At 66.5% G+C, this 22,553-nt stretch carries 17 protein-coding genes and 2 pseudogenes; 12 read left to right on the forward strand and 7 right to left on the reverse strand.

Going from position 1 to position 22,553, the window contains the following annotated elements:
• Window positions 1-272: 272 nt before the first annotated feature.
• Window positions 273-1,409: an IS701 family transposase gene (locus D9753_RS20220; protein WP_121788272.1), complete on the reverse strand. Its 1,137-nt coding sequence runs from the start codon at window positions 1,407-1,409 to the stop codon at window positions 273-275.
• A 354-nt stretch (window positions 1,410-1,763) separates the two neighbouring features.
• On the opposite strand from D9753_RS20220, the gene D9753_RS20225 reads away from it, so the two are divergent.
• Window positions 1,764-2,135 carry a type II toxin-antitoxin system RelE/ParE family toxin gene (locus tag D9753_RS20225; protein ID WP_121791184.1) on the forward strand — a complete coding sequence of 124 codons (372 nt, stop codon included), beginning with the start codon at window positions 1,764-1,766 and terminating at the stop codon, window positions 2,133-2,135.
• Window positions 2,132-2,278 (forward strand): annotated as a pseudogene (locus tag D9753_RS20230) (transcriptional regulator); the annotation flags it as partial. The gene D9753_RS20225 and the pseudogene D9753_RS20230, both read left to right, overlap by 4 nt.
• A gap of 591 nt (window positions 2,279-2,869) precedes the next feature.
• Here the strand turns inward: D9753_RS20230 and D9753_RS20235 are convergent.
• The gene (locus tag D9753_RS20235; protein ID WP_030049694.1) at window positions 2,870-3,364 is read right to left on the reverse strand and encodes a hypothetical protein; all 495 of its coding nucleotides are present in this window, start codon (window positions 3,362-3,364) and stop codon (window positions 2,870-2,872) included.
• Window positions 3,365-3,825: 461 nt separating this feature from the next.
• Here D9753_RS20235 and D9753_RS20240 point away from each other — a divergent pair, with 461 nt between their 5' ends.
• Window positions 3,826-4,545 (forward strand): hypothetical protein, encoded by a 720-nt coding sequence (locus tag D9753_RS20240; RefSeq protein WP_121788273.1) that lies wholly within the window; start codon window positions 3,826-3,828, stop codon window positions 4,543-4,545.
• Between the two features lie 360 nt (window positions 4,546-4,905).
• Here the strand turns inward: D9753_RS20240 and D9753_RS20245 are convergent, their stop codons facing one another.
• Window positions 4,906-6,951: an AAA family ATPase gene (locus tag D9753_RS20245; protein ID WP_121788274.1), complete on the reverse strand. Its 2,046-nt coding sequence runs from the start codon at window positions 6,949-6,951 to the stop codon at window positions 4,906-4,908.
• 179 nt (window positions 6,952-7,130) lie between these two features.
• Between D9753_RS20245 and D9753_RS20250 the strand changes: the two genes are divergently transcribed.
• The 4 genes from D9753_RS20250 to D9753_RS20265 are packed head-to-tail and all read left to right on the forward strand — an operon-like array spanning window position 7,131 to window position 11,318.
• Window positions 7,131-7,445 carry a tyrosine-type recombinase/integrase gene (locus D9753_RS20250; RefSeq protein ID WP_121788275.1) on the forward strand — a complete coding sequence of 105 codons (315 nt, stop codon included), beginning with the start codon at window positions 7,131-7,133 and terminating at the stop codon, window positions 7,443-7,445.
• Between the two features lie 24 nt (window positions 7,446-7,469).
• Entirely contained in the window at window positions 7,470-8,870 is a 1,401-nt protein-coding gene (locus tag D9753_RS20255; RefSeq protein WP_121788276.1) for a UvrD-helicase domain-containing protein, read from the forward strand.
• Window positions 8,867-9,565 carry a DarT ssDNA thymidine ADP-ribosyltransferase family protein gene (locus tag D9753_RS20260; RefSeq protein WP_121788277.1) on the forward strand — a complete coding sequence of 233 codons (699 nt, stop codon included), beginning with the start codon at window positions 8,867-8,869 and terminating at the stop codon, window positions 9,563-9,565. Before D9753_RS20255 ends, D9753_RS20260 begins: the two co-directional genes overlap by 4 nt.
• Window positions 9,566-9,611: 46 nt before the next feature.
• Window positions 9,612-11,318 carry an ADP-ribosylglycohydrolase family protein gene (locus D9753_RS20265; protein WP_121788278.1) on the forward strand — a complete coding sequence of 569 codons (1,707 nt, stop codon included), beginning with the start codon at window positions 9,612-9,614 and terminating at the stop codon, window positions 11,316-11,318.
• 126 nt (window positions 11,319-11,444) lie between these two features.
• Here D9753_RS20265 and D9753_RS36615 read toward each other — a convergent pair whose 3' ends face one another.
• The 4 genes from D9753_RS36615 to D9753_RS20285 form a co-directional block, all read right to left on the reverse strand.
• Window positions 11,445-14,126, reverse strand: a complete 2,682-nt coding sequence (locus D9753_RS36615) for a tetratricopeptide repeat protein (protein WP_163010744.1) — start codon at window positions 14,124-14,126, stop codon at window positions 11,445-11,447.
• Window positions 14,123-14,539 carry a hypothetical protein gene (locus D9753_RS20275; RefSeq protein WP_121788280.1) on the reverse strand — a complete coding sequence of 139 codons (417 nt, stop codon included), beginning with the start codon at window positions 14,537-14,539 and terminating at the stop codon, window positions 14,123-14,125. Before D9753_RS20275 ends, D9753_RS36615 begins: the two co-directional genes overlap by 4 nt.
• A 271-nt stretch (window positions 14,540-14,810) precedes the next feature.
• Complete coding sequence (locus D9753_RS20280; protein ID WP_121788281.1) at window positions 14,811-15,350, reverse strand: GNAT family N-acetyltransferase; 540 nt, start codon at window positions 15,348-15,350, stop codon at window positions 14,811-14,813.
• Window positions 15,347-16,630 (reverse strand): XRE family transcriptional regulator, encoded by a 1,284-nt coding sequence (locus tag D9753_RS20285; protein ID WP_121788282.1) that lies wholly within the window; start codon window positions 16,628-16,630, stop codon window positions 15,347-15,349. The genes D9753_RS20280 and D9753_RS20285 overlap by 4 nt, the downstream gene beginning before the upstream one ends.
• Window positions 16,631-16,871: 241 nt before the next feature.
• On the opposite strand from D9753_RS20285, the pseudogene D9753_RS20290 reads away from it, so the two are divergent.
• The 5 genes and pseudogenes from D9753_RS20290 to D9753_RS20310 all read left to right on the forward strand — a co-directional run bounded on the left by D9753_RS20290 (window position 16,872) and on the right by D9753_RS20310 (window position 22,548).
• Window positions 16,872-17,319 (forward strand): annotated as a pseudogene (locus tag D9753_RS20290) (ATP-binding protein).
• Between the two features lie 227 nt (window positions 17,320-17,546).
• On the forward strand, window positions 17,547-17,735 hold the full coding sequence (locus D9753_RS20295) for a hypothetical protein (RefSeq protein ID WP_019759144.1): 189 nt from the start codon (window positions 17,547-17,549) through the stop codon (window positions 17,733-17,735).
• A 190-nt stretch (window positions 17,736-17,925) separates the two neighbouring features.
• Window positions 17,926-18,105, forward strand: coding sequence for an FxLD family lanthipeptide (locus tag D9753_RS20300; protein WP_016825826.1), 180 nt, complete (start codon window positions 17,926-17,928; stop codon window positions 18,103-18,105).
• Between the two features lie 217 nt (window positions 18,106-18,322).
• Entirely contained in the window at window positions 18,323-21,277 is a 2,955-nt protein-coding gene (locus tag D9753_RS20305) for a lantibiotic dehydratase (RefSeq protein ID WP_121788284.1), read from the forward strand.
• Window positions 21,274-22,548 (forward strand): lanthionine synthetase C family protein, encoded by a 1,275-nt coding sequence (locus D9753_RS20310; protein WP_121791185.1) that lies wholly within the window; start codon window positions 21,274-21,276, stop codon window positions 22,546-22,548. Before D9753_RS20305 ends, D9753_RS20310 begins: the two co-directional genes overlap by 4 nt.
• Window positions 22,549-22,553: the final 5 nt, after the last annotated feature.

Here is a 22,553-nt window from a genome sequence, read left to right on the forward strand (position 1 = left end):
CGGCCAGGGCCGCCGGGCCACGGGATCCAGTGCGCTGAATCACTCATCGGTGAAGTGGACCGGCAGACGCGGTGAGTTGCACGACACGAGCGCCTAGTACTGCAGCCGCAGTTACGGGGGTCGGTGGCCTCGTCGGCGGTAGTGGCTGAGGCGGGCGCGGTGTTGATGACGGCGTCGCCAGTATGACCAGTGCAGGATATGACCGGCTTCGTGCCGGACGGCGTGGGTGAATCTGCTCAGCAGGCGGCGGATCTCGTTCACGCTCAGTCGGATCAGGTCGCTGCCGTGTCCCCCTTTTCGTGAGCGGTGGCCCGGACCGCAGCCAGGTGAGCGGCGGCCGCCATGGCCAGGGTGATGTGCCGGTACCAGGCCGCGTACTGACGGACTTGGTAGTGATCCAGACCCGCCTCGTTCTTCGCGGCCTGGAAGCACTCCTCGATCGCCCAGCGGGCCCCGGCAGCGTGGACGATCTCGGCCGGCGCAGTGTTCGCGGGCGCGTGCACCAGGTAGTAGGCCCGTTCGTCGTCGGCGAGGGACCGTCGGATCAGCAGTGCGTCTTCGAAGCCGTCGTCGCCCTCGCCGGGCAGCGGGACCAGGGCCCAGGCGTATTCACGCAGGCCGTGCGCACCGTCACCGGCGGAACGGATCTCCCAGGCATGTTCCGGCAGGATCGCCGAGACGGTGCGGGCGTTCTGCCCGCGCGGCCCGCACCGGTGCTTGCCGGAGATCGCCAGGACGTAGCTCAGGCGCTGCCCGGCCAGCCAGCGGCGCAGGACGGGGTCCTGGCCGTAGACCTCGTCGCCGGGCACCCAGCGAAACGGCACCCTCGCGGCAACCGCCCGCTCCAGCATCGCGCGGGCCAGCGCGGGCTTGGTGCGGAAGACGACCTCGGCGCCGATCCTCGCATCCGCCCGGCGGGCCGGATCCTCGATCCAGGAGGTGGGCAGGTACAGCTCTCGGTCGATCAACGCCCGCCCCTTCGTGGAGGCGTAGGCCAAGAACACTCTTAGCTGACAGTTGTCGATCTTCCCGGAGGTGCCGGTGTACTGCCGCTGCACGCCGGCCGACCGGGAGCCCTTCTTGATGAAGCCGGTCTCGTCCACGGCCAACACGCCGTCCTCGGCGCCCAGATGTTCCAGCACGAAGCCGCGAACCTCGTCACGGACCGCGTCGGCGGACCAGTCGGCCTGGTTCAGCAGCCGCTGCATGCCGTCCGGGCACAGCTCACCGGCCTGCTCGGCCAGCGTCCAGCCGTTCTTGCGTTCCAAGGGTGCAAGCAGTCCGCGCAGATACTCCCTTGCCCGCCGACGTGGCTCGGACCTGCGGAAATACCCACCGATCCGAGCATGCAGTGCGTCCAGACCGGTCGCCCAGCGGTGCACCTCATCAACCGTGACGTCCCCACCCATGCCCAGCTCAACGAGCAGCCAGACCAACCGTCACAGCAACTGCGGCTGCAGTACTAGCCCAGTACAGACCGCCCACTCGCCCCACTGCCGAGATCATCGCTCCGGAAGCGGATCCCGAGCCCGCCAGCGCGGAGAAACCCGAAACGGAAGCCGTGCCGAGCAATGCTGATTCGTTGGTGGACGTCAGGGAGATCAACTCCCCATCCGCTCACGCAAACGGCCCCGGTCATGGAGCCGAGGCCGAGTAGAGGCCATAGGTCGCGGGCGCGCGCGGCGTGGCCGGGAGGAGGCGCAGGTTGGGGATGCCCCGGCTTGCCTCGCGCTATGCAATTGGAGGTATATACCGTTGATTGCATAGCGGAGCGATGGGAAAGCGAGATCGAACCCGAGGTGCGGGATTGGCTGGAGAGACTTCCGTCCCGCCTCTACCGGCGCGTGGAGGACAAGACGGACCGTCTCTTGGACGAGCCGACGACGCTTGGCGAGCCGTACTCGCGTCACCTGGGTGGCAAGCCGCGTGAGCTGCGCTTCGAGCTGGACGGCGAGGCCGTGCGCATCCCGTACTGGCTTGCCCCGGGGCAGCGGATCGTTCTGTTGACGGTGTTCCGTAAGACGAGGATGCGTGAGGCGGCGGAAGTCGAGCGTGCGCATCAGGCCCAGAAGATCTGCGAGGCCGAGCACAGCCGGGCCGAGCACACCTACGATCGGCGCAAGGAGAGTCGATGAATCACAGCACGTGGAGGACGCGCCGGGTCCGGCAGCTTGCGGGTGAGGCGGTGGAGTACGACCAGGAGTACGTCGACGCGCGGCTGGCCGGCGATCTCGGGCAGGCGGTCTACGACCGTCGGATCGAACTCGGCCTGTCCCAGGAGCCGGAGTCGCGCGACCCGGAGCCCAAGCCGGTGCGGGCGTTCATCGTCCCCCCGGCCAAAGCCTGACCGTTTCCCAGCCCCGGCCGGCCGTGAGGTTGGCCGGGGTTCTACTTCGTGGCGTCATCACTGAAAACGGCGGCGTGGATACGTGCCCCGATTCCCCGGCGGCGGGTGAGTATCCATGCGGGCAGCGGATCGAATGGCCGCCTGCCGGGCGTCCGCGTCTCCGCCCCTTTCGGCCGTTGGACGCCATGACTGGGACGCCATCGGAGTCCAGGCCCACTTGCCGGTAGGTTCCGGCAAGATCGCGCGAGGATGTGGCATCCGGTCATGGAACAGGCCCCCCGTTCGAATGGAACGAGGGGCCTATACCTACTTTGACCTGCTGTTTAGGTCTGTGCCCCCGGCAGGATTCGAACCTGCGACACCCGCTTTAGGAGTGGGATTGGATCCTTGCCGGGGGGTGCTCCACCCTGCCGTAGGGCGCTGTTCTGCCTGATCAGCGCCCTACGGCGTCGTACCCCATCCGGCTCGTGACGCCCTGTGCTGGACCGTCCGCTCACGCATCGCGCACGCACGCAAGGCCGGTCAGGAGTCCAGACTCTTGCGACGCACGCGCATGTAGGTTCCTGATGTGGTACTCCCGCCCCACCCGCCAGTCGTGGCGATGTCCCATCCTTGCTGGGCGCGCATCTGCTTGGCGAACGCGTCGAGGTCATTGATGGCGCATCCGCAGTCCAGATGGACGCGGACAGTGATGTAGCTGCCCATCGGCTTCTTCTCGCTGGGGTCCAGCGTCCAGCGGACGGCGTGCTCGTGGTCAGCGAGCCCGGTGCGCTGTTGATCGTGAAGGAGTCCGTGTGCGCGGGCATACTCGTCGAGGTCGTCGATGACGAACAGGTCGCTTCGCCAGGAACCCGGCCATACGGCGAACAGTCGGGACTCCCCACTGCGAGCCCGCTCGTAAGCGCCGGCATCAACGCCGTGGGACACCGTTCCGTCCTCGGCTACTTCGATATAGCACAGCGTCTTCGCGGTGTACGGGAAGTCCCTGCCGACAGCAGCTGCGCTGCGGGGTTCCATGCTGCTCCTTCGGGCTGGTGGTGTTAGACCGACTGGCCGCCAAGTACCAGGGCCTCAGGTGATCCTGGCATGAGGCGGAACTCGACGAAGGGGCTTTCTGAACTGCGATCACGCAGCGAGGAGGAGCGTGCGTGACAGTGGCTCATTGGCGCTGCCGCATACCTGCGTGGCCCTGGCGGTTTGCGCTACTTGATCCGTCGACCGTTGAAGACGCCCTGGCACCGTCTGCGCCTACTTCACGACTTTGTGCGCCATTGTCACCACGCCTGCGCCCGGGTAGCCTGCCGCTAGCCATGCGGACCCGGGCTGAGGTGCCGGGTCTGACAGCAACCCGCTTTTGGCCATGCGAACGAGCATGTAGCTCAGACGACACGTTGATCGGCAGGGTTTCCCCTTACTTGTGGCGGTGTCCGCGCGTGTTCGTGCCCGCGCCGCCTCTGAGACGTGATGTGAGACAGGAAATGATTCATTCGTTCATCGCACACACGAGTCCGGGGCGGAGCAGAGTATTCGCCCTTGCCAAAGGCCCTCGCGACGAGTTGGAGGCGGTCACTACGCTGGGAGCGGGCGATCTCCATCTGACCGGGGAACTGGTCGATGCACTCAACTGCTTCCTGGCCGACCGAGACGAGGCTTCTCTCGGAGTGGTGCTGGATCGAGTCCCGAAGCCGGTGCGCATGGCCGCGCAGCAATATCTCAAGAACAAGTGCGCACCGATGCTTGGAGCCTTCACTGGCTTCGGGCCGATTGACGTGGTTCGCCCCGCTGTCTATTTCAGCGATATCGATGACGAACTCGAGGAGTACCTTGAGGGCGCGTACATGATCGGGCTCGGCATTCGCATGTCGAACGAGCGCGGCAGCGATGGAGACGTCGACTGGGTTGTGCAATTGCTCAGCGACGAGGTCTCCGTGCCAGCCAGCGCCGAGCCGCGTACATGGGCACTTCCCGTAGAAGCGAAGCTCCTGCAAACCTGGACGAGTAAGCGGCTGACTGGCGGCATCGGCCCCGTTCGTAGCGCCCTAAATGTGGCGGAGGACGCGAGTGCCGAGGGGCGTTGGGTAAGGATCCATACGTTGCTTCACAGCGACCGCGATGTCGACTTCGAGGGCAACGGATCCTCGGAGTTCGTCGTCGACGTCTTCGATGCGTCCATCCCACTACAGCACTTGGATGAGTAGGCCGGCTGTGCTTGCCGCGGTTCAGCGAGCAGGTCCTGCGGGCTGCCACCGGGCGACTATGCATAGGCCCTGGCAGCGAGCACTCCCCCCTGCGCTCAGGGGGAATTTCGGCCAGGCGCGTGATCGGCGGCAGCGACCAGGTGTCTGCTGGTGCAGCGCCAGGACACTGCTCATAGAGCCCGAGGTTGCCCCCCCCCATCGATCAGTAGTCGGTGACGACAGTGCTGCAGTCCATGGGCGCTCCGAGTTGGGGCGCCCATGGACTGCCCTGTGGTTCGCGCACGGCCACGCTGATTCACCCGGCTGGGGCGCCCCGGTGTGCCGTGGGCCAGCACCGCTGAAGGTCTCCTGGGGGCTTGGTCACCTGTCAGTTCGGACGAAACGGCAGAAGGGCGCCTCGAATTTCAGGGAGACGGATTCCTTGCACTGCTTACCTCCGACCTTCAAAGCCCGCACGGTGGCTGAGTCGGCGTCGGGCAGGTTGGTCCAGTAGACCCCGTCGCGATGTAGTTCAACGATGGTGTTGGCGCCGCGTGCGATAGGCGTCGGGACATGTCGCAGTTCGAGCGGCTCGTCAGGCCCTTCGCTCAACGCGCGAGCTGTGATCAGAACCGCGAGGTTGTGTTCCTCCGCAATGCGGCGTGCCACGTCCATGCTCAATGCCAGGCCCTCCTCGTCCAGCTCGCTGTAGCTCTGGATCGTGTCGACCACCCACAGGGCAAGGCGACCACGCTGCGGTGGGATGACCGTAGTTGCGGCTTCCCGGAAGACCTGTTCAAGCGGGAGCCCGATGGTCGGGGTGTGCCAGCCTGGCACCCTGACTGAGGACTCTGATGCGCGGCGACGCACGGAGTCGAAGTCCACCGTGTCGGCGGGGTATCGCAGATCTGCTCCGCAGGTGGCGCTGACGAGCTTCCGCTCGATCGTGTCGGAGTTGATCTCGCAGGTGCTGAAGACCGTGAGTCGTTCGGCTGTGGCATTGTGCAGCGCGATGTTCAGCGCCATTGTCGAGCGGCCGGCAGTTGGCACGGACACGATCGCGGTGACCGTCCCAGGCTCCAGCTTCAGGAGGTCGTTGACGTCCGGCCACGGAGTGGCACCAGGAGTCTTGCCGAGGCCGATCCAGGTGCCTTCCTCATCAATGCCAGGCACCGGGTGCGGTACTTCCTCGGAGCCCTCGTCCCCTGTGCCCTCGGCGGCGTTTTCAGCGGGCCAGGCGTGCAAGGGGACCTGCGCGTCGCGGGATGCCACCTGCATCATGTCTGGCTGCCACATCACCTTGCTGAAGAACGTCTCCCCGATGGCCGAGAGAGGGAGATTCCAGGGCCGACCGAAGGGCTTGACGTCCCAGCCGTTGGCGCGGGCCCTGTCGGCGCTGGCGCTGATCCGCCCGATGGTGCTGTTGGCGGCTTGCCGCTTGTTCACTCCGCCACGCTGGTAGTAGGCGGCGGAGTCCTTGGCCGCCCGGTAGATGAAGTTGAAGACCTGGCCGAGGCTGAAGGTGCTCAGGGCGTCTTGGAGGGCGGTGCGGGTCCCCTCGCCCTGGTTCATCTCAAGGTGGTGCTCGCCGAGCTTCATCGCGAGGTAGTCCTGTGCGTCCGCCAGCACCAGCTCGTCCCATAGCTCGCGCCACTGGCCCGCCCAGGAGGTCGGCCACGGGCCTTCCCGGAAGGTGCGGTTCAGAGCTTGGAGGAGGCGGGGGTGCCGATCAGTGAGCTCGTCGGCCTGGCCCATGAGGTAGTAGCTGACGCGGCCGAGGTAGAAGGAATCGCTGAGTTCCCCGTCGTCGTCCAGGGCGAAGGCGTCGAGGTGCGAGTCCGGGTGCACTTTGATCAGGCGCGGCACAGCCTTCAGGAGCCCACGCTCGAAGTCATACCGAAGCTGCTCGGGAGCCCAGCGGCGCTCCTTCGGCCAGATGTCGGTGGGAGACGTCAGCCCGGCGTCTTCGACTGCCGGGTCGCTAAAGAGGGTATGCAGCGCGATGGCCTCGAAAAGAGTGAGGTCGGCGGGCTCCAAGTCGGGACGGTTCAGGACGGGGTACTGCTCGTAGACCTCGGCACGACGCCGCGCCTTCTGTTCCTTGGCCCGTGCGGCCTGCTCTTCCACTTCGCGTTCGTGGCAGCTCGGGCACTTCCAGCTTTCGAAACGGAGGGCTTGAGTGAGATCACTGCGGCTGGACACGGGGTAGGGGTCCTCGCAGGACTCGCACAACAAGTCGGTCAGGTAGGCCGTGCCCGCCTGCTGGGCGATGCGGGTCATCTGCTGCGGCTTCAGCCCGTACTCCGCGCGGATGGCAGTGACGGTCTGCGCCCACGTCTCACCGTCCTCGTTGAGTCGCCAGTACGCCTCGAAGGCGGCTGCCTCGGGCGCATCGTCCGTGAGCACTTCGAGTTCGAGCTGAGCCACGTTCCCCCCTAGGGTTTGTCGGCAGGCGCCAATTATTTCGAGTTTGCGGACAAAGGAGGGGCGTTTTAGCTGCGTAGACTGCGCTGACCTGCTCTGAAGAGCGATGCTCCGTGTTCCGCTGCCGCGAGAAATCATTGTTGCGGCCACGGGGGCGGGTCTCCGCCAAGGAGAACGGCGAGATGCTTCACCCCGCCAACGTCACGCGGCGGTTCATCGAGCTGTACGAGGAGATCGGTCTCCTGCCGGTCCGGCTCCATGACCTCCGTCACGGTGCTACGACCCTCGCCCACGCGGCTGGGGCCGACCTGAAGGGCATCGAGGAGATGCTCGGCCACTCCTCGATCACCATCACGGCCGACACGTACACGAGCTTGCTCCCCGAGGCGGACCTTGCGATCGCGGAGGCCGTAGCCCGGCTCGTCCCGCGCGCCCGCGTCACCTCCGAAACCACCGCCCCCGAAGGAAGCGAGTCCGTGGTCGCCTGTACCAAGTGACCATGGACGCGTCATAATGGAGTGATGGGGCTTTCGTTACCTGAACCGAGGGGTCACCAGCGGGACGTCGTCTTCCTGAACGAACGCGGCCACTGCGTCGTTCTGGGCACGGCGGGCAGCGGCAAGACGACGATGGCGGTTCATCGGGCTCACTATCTAGCCACGGTCCCGGGTATCGGAGGCCGCACCCTGTTGGTCACCTTCAACAAGGCTCTCGTTACCTACCTCCGGGGTATGGGCACCGCGCCCCCGAACTTGCAGATTGAGACCTACCATACATTCGCGCGCGGCTACCTCGCGCACCGGACAAAAGCGCCGGTGCGCATATGCAAGTCCAAGAAACAGATGGTCGAGCGGGCATTGGTAGAGGCCCGCCAGCGTCACCACTCCCGGGCAGTGATCCACCGCCCACTCGATTTCTTCCTGGACGAATTGCACTGGATGGTTGGGCACGGCATTGTCGACCAGCAGACGTATGTGGAAAGCCGCACACGTCGAGTTGGCCGGGGTAGGCCGCTTCAGCAACCTGACCGTGAAGTCGTCTTCGAGGTCTACCAACGCTATGTGCAGTTGCGTGCCGAAGCCGGGTACGCGTACGACTTCGACAACATGGCGTCGACTGTCCTGGCTGCCCTTGAGGTTGACCCGACCAAGCGGCTCTACCGGCATGTAGTCGTCGATGAGGGTCAGGACTTCACACCTGAGATGATCCGAAGTCTGGCGGCTGCCATTCCTGACGACGGTTCGCTGACGTTCTTCGGGGACTACGCGCAGCAGATCTACGGAAGTCGGATGTCCTGGCGCTCGTTGGGTCTTCACGTGTCAAATGTCGTGGAGTTTGCCCACAACTATCGCAACAGCCGTCAGGTCGCCCAACTCGCCCAGGGCATATCGGATATGCCGCACTTCAAGGACGACGTTGATCTGGTTCAGCCGACCGGATCGGCGGCCGATGGTCCGAAACCCACCATTCTGGAGACAGCAAGCACGGACGAGCAGCTCGTTCAGGCAGCACGCAACGCTCTGGCGCTGGGCGCGGACCGTCAGGTCGCTATCCTCATGCGCACGAGAGACCATGAGGGCAAACTCAGATCTCTCCTTGACCGAGGCCGTGTCTCCGTTCGCCGCCTGCACCGTGATCTTGCGTGCTGGACAGACGAACCTGGGGTGTTCTACGGGACTTATTCCGCGGCGAAAGGCTTCGAGTTCGACTCGGTCATCCTCCCATTCTGCGATGCGGACGAGTTGCCGAAGCCGAGTGAGGTGGAGGCCCATGGCTTGGAGGAGGCCAAGGCCCGCGAGGCCCGGCAGTTGTACGTGGCTATCACCCGGGCTCGTACGGACCTCATCGTGTTGCACTCGAGTAAGCTCACCGATCTGCTGCCGCACGAGATGTCCGATCTGTATGTGCGGGTGGGCTTGTGAACGACATCCTTGAGCAGGGCCGTGCCCGAGGGATCACCCGCCTATGCCACCTCACCAAGTCAGCCAACCTGTCCCACATCCTTGACACCCGGCAGATACGTCCCGTGGCTGTCCTCCAGACGGCTGCCGACGCCTACCGGCCTGCCGACACTCAGCGCTTGGACGGCGCACCGGAGTTCACCTTCCTGAGCGTGGAGTACCCGAATACCTGGTACCTGGCGCAGGCCGCGAGCCGGGACCGCTATTTCCAGGACTGGGTGGTCCTCACGCTGGACGTCGACTTGCTCGCTGCCCCCGGCGCCCGGTTCTCCCCCTACAACTCTGCACGGGACAGGAGCGCCGGCGCCCGGACCGGAGCGGACGGCTTCAACGCTATGTTTGCGCCTACGGTGACCGGCAAGGTGACTCTGCGACGAGAACGCGGGCATCCGTCCTGGTGGCCCACGGACGATCAGGCAGAGATACAGATACCCGGCACCATCCCGCTGTCCGCCGTACGCACTGTCATCGTCCGGGACGAGAAGCAGGCGGAGCTGGAGCACTTCAGGCATGGCCGGTTCGGCATGGCGGCTCTGCTGCCACCCCTGGTCGTCGCTCCCGTGCTCTTCGACAAGTACGCCCTGAGCAGATCGGTGCGCTCCGGTAAACGACCACTGGAGACCCCGTACATCCCCGGAACAACTCTGGCAGAGTGAACACGTGAACGCTGAGCTTCACCCATGGACCGACAGGGCCCGCGGCATGCTCCTCGGGGCAGCTGTCGGGGACGCCATGGGCTGGCCTTACGAGAGGCGGGATCGAACCCGCTCACTTCCGCCGCTTAGCCAGGTATCGGGTCGATTCTTCGCCTGGCAGCGGATGGCTGGCAGCCGATTCCGTCCAATTCTTGAGGAGATCGGACCCGGCGAGTACAGCGACGACACCCAGATGCTCATCGCTGTGGCCCGCGCTCGCCTCAGCGCGGGCGACGACTGGCTCACCTGGCTGCAACGAGTCGAGTGGCCTTTCTTCCCCGACTACGAACGCGGCGCCGGTGCCAGCGTCAAACGAGCCTGCCGTGCCTGGGAGAAGCACGAAGCGGCTTGGGGCCACAGGACCGACGACCAGGAGAAGTACTTCAGCGCCGGGGCCAACGGTGCGGCCATGCGCATCGCGCCGCACGTCATCGTTCACCACGAGAGACCTTTCGGCGACCTAGCTGCAGACGTGGTCCGCGACGCGGCCACGACCCACGGGCACCCGCGTGCTCTCCTAGGCGCCCTGGTGCACGCGTACGCTCTGTGGATCAGTTTGCGACAACCCGCGCCGCTGGCCTACGGCTGGCTCGTCGAAGCCACGCTGGATGGGCTGAAGGACTGGCGAGAACCGGTGTGGCAGGGCTTGGACCAACATTGGCGCGATGCTGCCGCCAAGGCGTTCCCGAGTGACTACGAGCGGGCCTGGGACGACACAGTGCAGGAGGTGGAGGACCTCCTCAGCAGTGCGCGGTCCTCGTTGGACAGCGGTGCGCTCAGTGCACCCTCGGCCTTTCTTGAGGAGCACGGCCTGACCAGGACGAGAACCCGTGGTTCGGGGACCCTGTGCGCAGTGGCCGCCATCTACCTCGCGGCGCGGTCCGCTGCCGGCCCCGAGCGCGGCATGGCCGTCCCGGCCCGTCAGGAAGGCGCAGACACGGATACCTTGGCGTCCATGACCGCCAGTTTGCTCGGCGCAGGTCTGGGTCAGGAATGGCTCGGCTCGTTCGGCCGGACCGTTCAGGACGGTGCCCTACTCATCACGCTGGCCGAGAAGCTACTCCGTCCCGTCTCCGAGACACTGCCCCCGCCCTCGCACGATGAGGTTGGCGAAGCTCGGTCACGATTCCTTCATGAACTCGACGGAGCCGACTCTCGAGCCGGTCTCCTGCTGCCGGACCGCCGTCAGGCCCGCGTCGTCGCCGGAACCACCCTGACGTCTGGCAACTGGACTGCGCAACGCACTCAGTTGCTCACTGCGGACGGTCAGAACCTCTTCATCATCCGCGGGGTCCAGCGGGTGGAAGCGAAACGCGTACAGGAGGCCCCGCGTACTGAGGTGGCACAGGCCGCCGAGCACCGGCCGTTCCGGCCGGCGACCCAAGCCCGACTCCAAGGCGCCTATCTGCCGGTGGCCGACATCAGCCGCGTTACCGAGGCCCTGACTGCTCTGGGGTTGACCGCACCACGCCGCGGGAACGACTGGGTCTCCTACGAGAACCTGGTCATCAGACAAGCCCCCGCAGGGGAACGGGCCACAGGATTTCCGGCGGCCCAACTCCGTGTTGCCATCTCCGACGTCCAAGCGGCATGGGAGCGCCTGCGAGCCATGGAGTTCGAGGGAGCGATCCAAAGGGACGGCAGTGCCTTCTGGCTCCGGGTCGACCCGCACTTGATCGTCGCTGTCAACAACGCTGAGTCGCCTGCCGGGTGACGCCAGCCGGTACCGAGCCTGCTCGGATGGCCCGGGTCAACTGCTTGCCGACGATCGCACCGATGCTGCATAGCCACTCGGGAGACAGGCGGGCCACCTGAAATGCACCGTGCTGCCGTGGACGTTTCACTGCTCTGGCTGCGTAACAGTCGGTGAAGGTGGGACCCATGGTTCGCATACGCGCCCATCGGCCTCTAGACCGTGTTTGAGCAATTTTTGCCATCGCGGTTCGTAGGAGCGTTCTCCGGCCAAGTGCTGCAATGCGAAAGGGTCGCCGGCGTCAGCGGCTTGGAAGGCAAGCCGTTCGGCCTCCGCGAAGTCCCCATCATCGACACACATCCAAGCCAAGTTGAACAGGGCGCCGACGTCACCAGCGTCGACAGCCAGTTGAAAGAGGCGCCTAGACTCCTCGCGATCTCGCAGAAGCGCAATTTCTGTCAAATGGCTCGTATCGCCAGCCTTGGCGGCTGCAAGAGCTATGCGTTCGGCGGATTCAAGGTCACCAGCATGTTCCCGCATCAAAGCCAGGGACCGCAAGTTGAAGGCGCCAGTTATTCCCGCTTCGGCAGCGCGTACGGAGATACGCTCGACGCTCTCCCAGTCGTCATCCTCTCCCCGCGAGTTCGCCAGGTGGAACAGGGCATCAGTGCTGCCGGCTTTGACACCCAGCCAAGCGAGACGTTCGGCCTCTTCGTATTTTCCATCGTCATCTCGGTTGTCGACTAGGTCTCTCAAGGCATTCGTGTTTCCATATCGAATGGCACGCAAGGCGAGGAGCTCTGCCTCTTTGTGCTGTCCCGATTCTTCTCGCATGTCAGCCAAGTTCCCAAGAACATAAGGATTACCGGCTTCAGCGGCCCGGTGGGCTAGATTTTCGGCCGCCTCATATTGGCCGGATTCTTCTCGTATCCGGGCCAAGCCGTCGAAAGCATCGATGTCCCCTGCGTTTACAGCGTTCTGGTAGAGGCGTTCAGCCTCCGCCAAGTCTCCGGCTTCCTTCGCTGCGAGGGCCAGACAGCGCACGGCATAGGTGCTCCCCAAGTCCGCTGCTTGCTGGAAGGCGCGTTCGGCGCTTTCGAAATCTCCGATCTCATCTAGCATTTCGGCTAGTGCAACCATGGCGTCGATGTCCCCCGCGGCGATAGCGTATTCGTATAGACGCTTCGCTCCTGCCTGGTCGTCGCCGCTAAAGTCTCGCTGTTCGGCCAATGCTATTAGAGCGTCTGTATTTCCGGTATTTACGGCTTGCGAGATAAGTTGTTCGGCCCCGTCGTGATCTCCAGATTCTTCCCGCATCAGGCATAGTTCTACAAGGGCTTGAGGGTCTCCTAGCTCTATCGCCAGCTGGTAGAGTCGGATCGATTCTTCTCCTTCTGCGGCCCGAGCTAGATTGACTAGTGGGTCCGTATTTCCTGATGCTGCGACATGCAGGAGGATCTCTTCCGATCCCTCTCGATTGCCAGCCTTTTCCAAGAATCCGGACAATTGTATGAGCGCGTTTAGGTCTCCCATGTCGGCAGCTTTTAGATATAGGCGGACCGAATGCTGGAGGCGCAATCGCTTCTGGGCCTCAGAAGCGAGGGATGTAAGGTCATCAGGGTTGCTGACGTGCAGGGCTGCCGCGTCCCAGAAGGTACTGGGAGGCGCCTTGAATTTTCGAGCTGTCCGGGCGTCCTGTTCGAGAAAGTCGGCAAGACGGTAATGAGGCTCATTAAACCTCGCCTTGCCGGGGCGGGGACGCATTCGAGACAGTGGTCCACGTGCGCCGTTGAGAGGGATTGCTGCGTAGTTCAGTGCCTGTTGCAGCCAATCATCCGCCGATTGATCCCATTGCAGGTCGGTCAGGTAGCCCGGTGCAGCCGCCTCAAGAAACGTAAGCGGTAGGGCTAAACTGTGGCCGAGGCGCCGAGCATCCATGGCAGCATCGATCACTGCCTTAGCGGCAGGCGGCGCATTGCGGTAACGCTCCATAAGGGCTGGTGCTGCTGCCAAGTACTGCGTGATGTGACCTTGTTCCGCATTCTCGGCAGCGAGTTTCAGCCGCGGGTCGGTTTTAACGGTGGCGCGGAGGGTATCTAGCGCTCTCTCGCTAAACACCTCTGGAACGGGTACATCTTTTCCCATCATGAGGGCACGAGCTTGCGCGTGGGGATCTGCTTTTCCGGAGGTAGGAGAGGTAGTGAGGGTAATCCAATACTCGTTCCAGATTGTGCCGAGAACCAATACAGGGGCACGCTTGGGGTCTCGGAGCAGTGTGCGCAGCTTCGAGGCTACCTGCTCGCCCAGGGAACTTGTCGTCGTTAGGAGGTAGTGCTGGATCTCGTCCAGCCACACCACGGTGTGTGGCTGGATCGCGTCTGCGACGGACAGGATTTCCTGAAGTCCGCTGGGATCAACGGGATGCCACAGTCGCCAGTGATTTGGGAGGCTTTGTATGGCCTCCCAACAGGCGCGGGTCTTTCCGGTCGAAGATCCCCCCACCAGGATTGCAATTCCGCTCGCTCCTGCAGCGGCATGCTGCGTAACGTCGCGTAGACGTTGGTCATGATCCCGCTCGATGTAGAGGGGTAGTTCGGGCAGGTTCTCGCCGCCCGTGGATGGTGAGGCAGTGATGGCCTGTTTCACGCTCAATGTGTATGGGTTGGTAACCTCGCTGATCGGCTGTCCGGTTGCTTGAGCAGCAAGTCTACGGCGCTGGAGAGCATCACCTTCATGAATGATGATGTCCCCACCGGCTTGATAAATCCGAGCATTGTCCGTCGCGTGGGCGTCTTGCTGCACGGACTGCCGCCCGCGGTCGCTGATCACGATTCGTTGATGGTTTGGTTGCCCGCAGCCTGGAAGATTCGGGCCCGACCGGAAGCCCGTGCGTGCATCTCGACTTTCTTTAGGCTGTCACGTACCGCAGCGGTCAGCAGCGGCGTGAGTTCCTCATCCAGTACTCGGCGTAGCTCGTCTCCCAGGGTGGGATCGTTCTGCAAAAGCCTTCGCAGCCGACGTTGCCAGTCCGCAGCAAGTTCGCTCTCTGCCTCCGCGTCTCCCGATTCTCTGGCAGCCAAAACCTCGTCCCGGACCTCAGCCAGTTCTCCCTCGATCACTGGGATCCGCTCCGGGTGCACTCGCTGCCACAAGGTGACTGCCGAAGCACGCGCCTGCTGCCAGGCATCGGTCGCCATCGCGCTCACCAACGCCGTACCCACGGCCAAGACCAGCGGTTCCACAAGACTCCTATCCGCAGAAGCTATGCCGTCACCGTAACGGACGGGCCGTCACACGACCGAGTCATTGGATAGACGTTGTTGGAGTACAAGTGGCAGGCCCGTTCCCACAGTTGGGATCTCGGCGGTGATTGTCGCCGGGCTGTCGGCCGCGAGGGTGGGGGGCATCGATCGCGACGATCCTGGAGAGTGCCAGTGATGGCGGTCAGGCGCTCGACCGAGACGTCATCGAGTACGCAGGCGCGCTACCTCAATGCGTGCCATATGGCGCCTGTCATCGGCTGGCGCGGATCATCACGGTGAGGACTGGTGAGGCCGGTGACGGTTGGCTTTGCCCGATGTCCTCGTACCCCCACGACTCGTAGAGCGCATGGACCTTTCCGTCCCCAGCGGCCGGGTTGACCATGAGCGTGACGTACGGTTCGTCGCGGGTGGCGAGGAGGGTGTCGTGGATGCGGCGGGCGGTGCCTGTTTTCCGCCAGGTCGGCCGGACGCCGATCTCCTTGAGGGCCAAGGCCGGACGCTCGGTGTAGATATCCGCCGGCGTCGGGCTGGTGCGCTGCCAGTAGCGGTCACCGTGCTCGATGGTGTTGCCGTACGCGTAGCCGACCGGATGCCCATCCGCGTACGCGAGGACGGCCGTGAATCCCGGCTCGGTGCTGTGCCGGTCAAGGCGTTCGCCGAACGCGGTGACCGCGTAGTTCGGCAGGTGGAGGAGCGGGGCGCGCACTTCGGCGTATACGTCGAGGAGGTCGCCGCGGGCGGTGTCTAGGGTCGTGAAGGTGCGCAGTTCGATGGCGGGCGCCGTGGTCATGCGGCCATCCTCCAGGTGGCGGTGTGCTCGGTCCAGGTCTGCACGGTGGAGCTGCCCGGCGCGGTGGCGCGTAGTGCGGCCCCGAACTCCTGCAGCATGCGCGTGACCCGAGCGTGCTGGGTGGCGGCCTCGGCGGAAACCTTCATCGCGGTGGCCGTGGCAGCGTCAGGGGCGCCCTGGGCGAGCTGGGCGTGTGCGAGCCGGGTGGTGGCGATGGCGCGGGACCGGATCATGTGGGGCCGGAGGGCGGACAGGCAGCGGTGGGCGTGGTACTCGGCGGCCGAGTAGTCTCCGAGCGCCAAGTTCGCGGAGAGGGCCAGGGAGTCCAGTTCGGCCTGGTCGTAGAAGGCGAGCATCCACACCGGCCGGTAGTCGGCGGGATCGGCGCGCAGCATGGCGTCCTGCGCCTGCTCGAAGGCCCGGCGGATGCCGGTGCGGTCCTGCGCTGTGCCGTGGATGGCGCCCTGGCGGGCCAGGCCGAGGGAGGCGAACAGGGGGTCTCGGCGGGTGAGGTGCAGGTTGCGGGCGACGTCATTGGCGGCAAGCGCGTCGGCGGGGCGGCCCATGTGGCGGTACATGGTGCCCGCGTGGCTCCAGATGCGGAACTTGATCGCCTGGTCGCCGGACATCTCGGCGAGGGCTTGGGCCTCGCGCATGTGCGCCTTGGCGACGTCGTAGCGTCGGCCGTCGATGGCGGCCCACATCGCGGAGGAGCGGAAGGCGGCTGCGGAGGCGTAGAGGTTGCTGCGTACGCGCTGGGTGGCGCTGCCGGCGTTCTGGAGGTTGAGCGCCTCGTCGGCGAGGGCGGCGGCCCGCTGCTCGATGCCGAGTTGTCCGCCGTGGCGGTGGTCGCTGGCGATGATCTCGGCGAAGCGCTTGTTGAGGCGGTTGACGTCGCTCATGCCGATACGGCGCGGCGATGCGGTGCCGGGAGCGGCTGCTGCTGCGGCCGCCGCTGCGATGCTGCCGACGAGGGTGCGGCGCTTCATGTCGGGGTCCTCCTGCTGCGGTGGGGCCGGGGTGGACGAAGGCCGGCTCCGTGGCACGAACCCTAAAGCGACGGCGGGTAGTCCGGTGACGTCCTCAAGTGCCTTGCGGGCGGCTGACTTTGGCCACGTGACCCGGCCCGCTTTCCATGCCCGGACCGATGAGCCGTCGAGTCCTCCAGGGCGCCCGGTCAACCGTTCAATGGCCCTGTTCACTGCCTCGGCGAGGCTGTTGGAGCTGTAGCCGTGTTCGGTCATCCACGCCTCAAGAACGGTGTTGCGGGTGGTGTCCATGCGGGCACGGTAGCCCGCGCAATCCCCGCTCGCCAGGTAAAGGAGAGGTCAAAACGTCCTAGGCGAGTCCGTCGGCTGAGTGCCTGAACGTCCTAACCAACCTGTTGGGAAAGGGAGTTGTCTGGGTGCTGGTCGCCCGTCGCGCCCCACCGTGCGGGCGGCTGTTGACGGCCCGGCCTGCCCCTGAGGTTCCCCCGCGGGGGCGGGCCGGGCGCCGAGACGACACGAAGGCTCCACCCCAATGACGAGTCTGAGAAAAACAGTTGAGGGTCCTCTCCGTCGGTCACCCCACGTACAGCCAGACCTTCCCGTGCGAGCCGTCCACGGCTGAGCTCGGCCGTCGACTCGTCCGAGGCGTCCTCGGCGTGTGGCACCTCGACGGCCTCGCCGACCGTGCCGCGCTGATCATTACGGAGCTGATCGCGAACGCCTCCAGGCACACTCCGTGTCCCGAGATCCGCCTCACGGTTGGGCGGCCGAGCGCGACACGACTGCGTGTCGGGGTCGTGGACCGGGAACCATCGCGTCTGCCCATACTCAGCCAGGCGGCTGACGACGACGAGTCGGGGCGCGGGCTGCTCCTCGTCGATGCCGTCGCCGACCGGTGGGGCTACGACCTGCACGGCTCGGGCAGACGCTCTTGGGGCAAAGAGGTCTGGGCGGAACTCCGTACCGAGGGCGGCAAGTGAGCATCCCCGCCACGGCACCCTCGCCCCTTCCGGACCTCGCCCGACTCCGGCCCCGCCAGCAGATGGCCATGGACTGCGCCCTCTGCGCCCGGCCGCTGGGAGCGAGCGGTCGACGACTGGGCGATCTACGCCACCGGGGCCTGCCGTTCCAGCTCTGGGCCTGCGCTCCCAACTGCCAGGCCACCAGATCGACTATCCCGACCAGCTGAGAAAGGGGACCTCCTTCCATGGAGTGGCCGTGGATCACCGGTGATTGCTGGCTCGGCTGCGGGCGTACGGGAGTCCTGGTGATCTGGCTCGGCCCGGTGCAGTGGGACGGGCAGCACGCCCCTTTCTATGCGTGCGAGCCGTGCCTCGATCGCCTCAAGGCACAGGCGCTCGCCTACTTCATGGAGCGGCGACCGGCATCCGCTTGATCAGTCTCCCGGCACACGACTTCCCGGCGTGAGAGAGGCAGCCCGCGAGGACTTCCTACGCGGAGCACGTCCCCTCGCGCCGGGCGGCCAGGAGCCGTCGGGGGGAGCAGCCGTCTGGCAGCGCTCCCGTGGCGGCACCTGGTGGGCGCTCCAGCCCAGTAACACCACAACGATTACGAGGAGTTGCAGCATGACGCGCAGCACCGTAGTTCCCAGCCGCACCGAAGTACGCCCGCAGATCCCGGGGGCGTCGGACGGCTTCGACCTGGACGTCTCCCTCGTCGAGATCGCCGATCCGGCTGGCCTGGTCAACCTGACCGACGACAACTGCGGGTCCACCTGCGGCGCCTGCACCACCAACGTCGCCTGACCCGGACTCCAGATCACCCAGAGCTGGTGCCGCCGCGTCTCCGCGCGGCGGCACCAGCCGCCCGCCCCCTCACCTACGGAGGTACTTGGTGGTTGCTCCGCCTGCAGCGTTCCGCACCGGTTCCACTGTTCTCGTGCGCGCCGTGGCCCGGCCCTCGCTGCCGATTCCTCCATGCCCTGACCTCGATGACCGCTCGCCCAGTGGTTCGTCTGCCCGTGTGTCGTGGCTACGCGCGGTCTGGGCGGACAAGGACATCACCGAGGCCCTTCAGCACTCCAGCCCGGTCCTGGCCGCGCAGGTACGGGCCCTGTGCACGGCCGAGCACCCAGCCCTCCGGGATGTGCAGCGCGCGGCGCTGTCCGTGGCCCGCTACCTGCTGCGGGCCCAGCACCGGGCGACACCCTTCGGCCTGTTCGCCGGCGTGGCCACCGCGGCGTTCGGCCCGCAGGCGCGGGCCGACTGGGGCGAGGAGCACGTGGCCGTCGGCCGGGCAGGGGCGGAGTGGTTGGCGGCCCTGGTCGCACGGCTGGAGTCATGCCCGGACCTCCTCGAACGGCTGCCCGTCGTCATCAACAACACCGTGACGTACCGGGGAGACCGGCTCATCGTGCCGTTCCAGCCCGACGTTAAGGACGACCGGACTCGCGCGGTCGAAGCGTCTTTGGCCCTGACTGGACCGGTGCGCGCAGTCCTGGCCGCGACCCGGGCGCCGATTCGGTTCGGCACCCTCGCGGACAAGCTCCAGGCGGAGTTCCCCGAGGCCGGTCCCGAGAAGGCGCGTCAACTGCTGGCGGAGCTGATCCGGCGGCGGGTACTGATCACGGGCCTGCACGCTCCGAGCACCGAGACCGATGCCCTCGGGTATCTGGTGGGCCAACTCGACGCGATCGACGCCGGCAGCCTCGCCCCGGTCGCCGAGACCGTACGCGAACTCCACGCCATCCGGGCGGGCCTGGAGGAGTGCGCCACGTACGGCGGCCGGGACAGCGTCGCGGCGCGGATGCGAGACCTCATCCCTGGCCTGCGTCGCCACCCCGTCGCGCTCGACCTCCGCCTGGATGCGCGGATCGTTCTGCCGGAAGCGGTCGCCCGAGAGATCGAGCGCGCCGCTCTCGTCCTGACCCGATTGAGCATCCGCCCGTACGGGACCGCCGCGTGGAACGACTACCACCAGCGGTTCTACGAGCGCTACGGCATCGGCACGATGGTGCCGCTCGCAGAGGTCGTCGCGGACAGCGGCACCGGCTATCCCGACGGCTACCCAGGCGCTCCGGCCGACGCACGCAGACCCCGCGTCTCCGCTCGGGATGACGCCCTCGTACGACTGGCTCAGGCCGCCGCGCTCGACGGCCGTGACGAAGTGATCCTCACGGACGAACAGATTGAGGCGCTGGACGTGGGTCCCGACGAGCCTCGGCTGCCCCCGCACTTGGAGATCGGGGTGCGGGTGCACGCGGTCAACCTGGAGGAGTTGCAGCGTGGGCGGTTCCGGCTGGAGGCCGTGAGCGTGTCCCGTGGCGCCGGTGTCTCCACGGGCCGGTTCCTCAGCGTGCTGGCCCCCGCCGACCGGGATGCCCCGGTCGCAGAGCTTGCCGACCTCCCGGCCGCAGATGGCAACACCGTGCCCGCGCAGCTCTCTTTCCCGCCTCTGCTCCCCGAGAGCGCCCACGTCACTCGCGCCCCACAGGTCCTGCCCACTGTGATCAGCCTTCAGGAGCACCGCGTCCCGCAGGACACCGTCCTCACCCCGGAGGACTTGGCTGTGGGGTGCGACGGCCGCCGCATGTACCTCGCCGTCCCTGAGCGAGGCCAGCGCGTGGAGGTCGTTGGAATGCACGCGCTGAACCTGCGCACCCACACCCCGCCGCTGGTGCGGTTCCTCACCGAACTGTCCCGCGCCCAGTGCGCGCAGGTCACCGTCTTCGACTGGGGCGCCGCCGCGGCGATGCCGTTTCTTCCACGTCTGCGGTACGGGCGGACAGTACTGGCACCGGCACGCTGGAGGCTGGAAGCGTCCGAACTGCCCGGCCATGCCCGCCCTCGGACCGAGTGGGACGCCGTGCTCGGCGACTGGCGTGCCCGGCGGAGGCTGCCGCGCCGCGTCCATCTCGTTGAGGACGATCGACGTCTCTTCCTTGACCTCGACGAGGCCGGCCACCGTGCTCTCCTGCGCAGACACCTCGACCATTCGCGCCTGGCCGTGCTAGTCGAGGCCCCGGAACCAGAGGCGTACGGCTGGTGCGGCGGGCGAGCCCACGAGGTCGTAGTTCCGCTCAAGGCAACCCGACCGCCGACGTGGCCGCCACTGTCCGCCCCCAGCCGGGCCCGTGCCCTGTCAGCGGACCAGATACAGACACCTGCCTCTTCCTCAGTTCTTCTGGCCGCCCTGTACGGCGACCCCCGCCGCCAAGACATGCTGCTCTCACAGCACTTGCCCGGCCTCCTCGAACAACTCGGCAACCCGCCGTGGTGGTTCATCCGCTTCCGCGACCCGGACCAGCACCTCCGTGTACGCATCGCCCTCCCCGACCCGGAAGCCTTCGCCGACACGGCCCGAACGGTGAGTGCCTGGGCCGATGAGCTGCGGTGCGTCGGCTTACTGGCCGATCTCCGCTACCCCACCTCTTACCGCGAGATGGGCCGCTGGGGCTCCGGCACCGCATGGGAGGCGGCCGAGGAGGTCTTCCGGGCCGACTCGCGCAGCATCCTGGCCCAACTCACGCAGCCACAACGTCCCGGACAGCGCACGCTGGTAGCGGCCCACACGGTCGCCATTACCTCCGCGTTCCTCGGCAGCACCGCAGCCGGGATGCGGTGGCTGATCGACCACATCCCTCCGACAGCCCCCGCTCCCGTTCCACGCCCGCAATTCACCGACGCCGCACGGCTCGCCGACCCGAGCGACGACTGGGTGACGCTGCGCTCTGTCCCGGGCGGGGACGCCATCGTGTCGGCATGGGCTGACCGGGATACGACGCTCGCCGCGTACCGGCCGCACCTGCCCGGCCCGGACACCCAGGGCATCGCCGTCGACGACGTCCTGACCTCCCTGCTGCACGTCCATTTCGTGCGCCACGTCGCCGTGAACTTTCCGGAGGAGGAGGTGTGCCTCTACCTGGCGCGTGCCGCCGCCCTGGCTTGGACCGCCCGCACCAGGGGGAGGGCTTCGTGACCGCCCGCCCCGCGCTCGGCCTGGTCGACGCCATCGCCGACCGGCTCGCCGATCCCGACACCGTGCCCCTCGGCTCCAGGACGCTGTCCTCGGACCGGCAGCACCTTGCTTACGGCCCGCCCGGAATCGCGCTCCTTCACATCGAGCGGGCCGCGAGCGGCCTCGGCCCGTGGCACCGCGCCCACGCCTGGCTCGCCGCCGCCTGTCGGCAGCCGCTCACCAGCGGCCCGGACAGCCACCCGTTCTACGGGGCGCCCGCCTTCGCCCACGCCCTGACCTGTGCCGCCGACCACCTTCCCGGCTCCTACCAGCGCGCCCTCAATGCGATGGACGGACAGATCGCCGTCAACGTCGGGCGCCGTCTCGATGCCGCGCACCGCCGCATCGACGCCGGACGCCTGCCGCAGCTCGCCGAGTTCGACGCCATCCGGGGCCTCACCGGATACGGCGCCTACCTACTGCGCCGAAACCCCGGCAGCTCCACGATGCGCGCCGTTCTCGACTACTGCGTGCGCCTCACCGAACCGATCACCCACCATGGCGAGACCCTGCCGGGCTGGTGGACGGAGACCGGGCCCTCCGGCAGCCCGGACGACCGATTCCCCGGCGGACACGCCAACACCGGCATGGCGCACGGCATCGGCGGTGTGCTCGCGCTCTTGGCCCTCGCCGCTCGGAACGGCTCCGTGACCGACGGGCACCACGCGGCACTGCACACCATCCTGACCTGGCTGGACCGCTGGAAGCAGAGAGCTGACGGCGGACCGGTCTGGCCGTACTGGGCCACTCAGGACGAGCTGCGCAGAGGGCGTCTCGCCCCGTCAGCGCCCCGGCGACCGTCCTGGTGCTACGGCACCGCCGGCCTCGCCCGCGCCCAGCAACTTGCCGCGCTCGCCCTCGGCGATACCAGCCGCCAGATCGACTCGGAGAACGCGCTCGTGGCCGCCCTCACCGACCCCGAGCAGGTGAAGGCCACGACGGACAACGGCCTCTGCCACGGGTTCGCCGGCCTCGCCCACGCCGCCGCACGTACGGCAGACGACGCCCACCCCTCGACCGCGGGGAAACTCCGCGCCGCGATCCCGGCCCTCCTGGCTGCAGTCACCCCACCGGACACCGACCCCGAACTCACGGCCACAGCGCTCATCCAGGACCAGGAAGGCGGCCCCGGCCTCCTCGACGGCGCCGCCGGCATAGCCCTGGCCCTCCTTGCGCCCAGCACCGCCGCACCACCCCGGTCCGCCTGGGACGCATGCCTCCTCATCGCTTGATCCAC

It is taken from the genome of Streptomyces dangxiongensis (assembly GCF_003675325.1).
GTDB classification, from domain to species: domain Bacteria; phylum Actinomycetota; class Actinomycetes; order Streptomycetales; family Streptomycetaceae; genus Streptomyces; species Streptomyces dangxiongensis.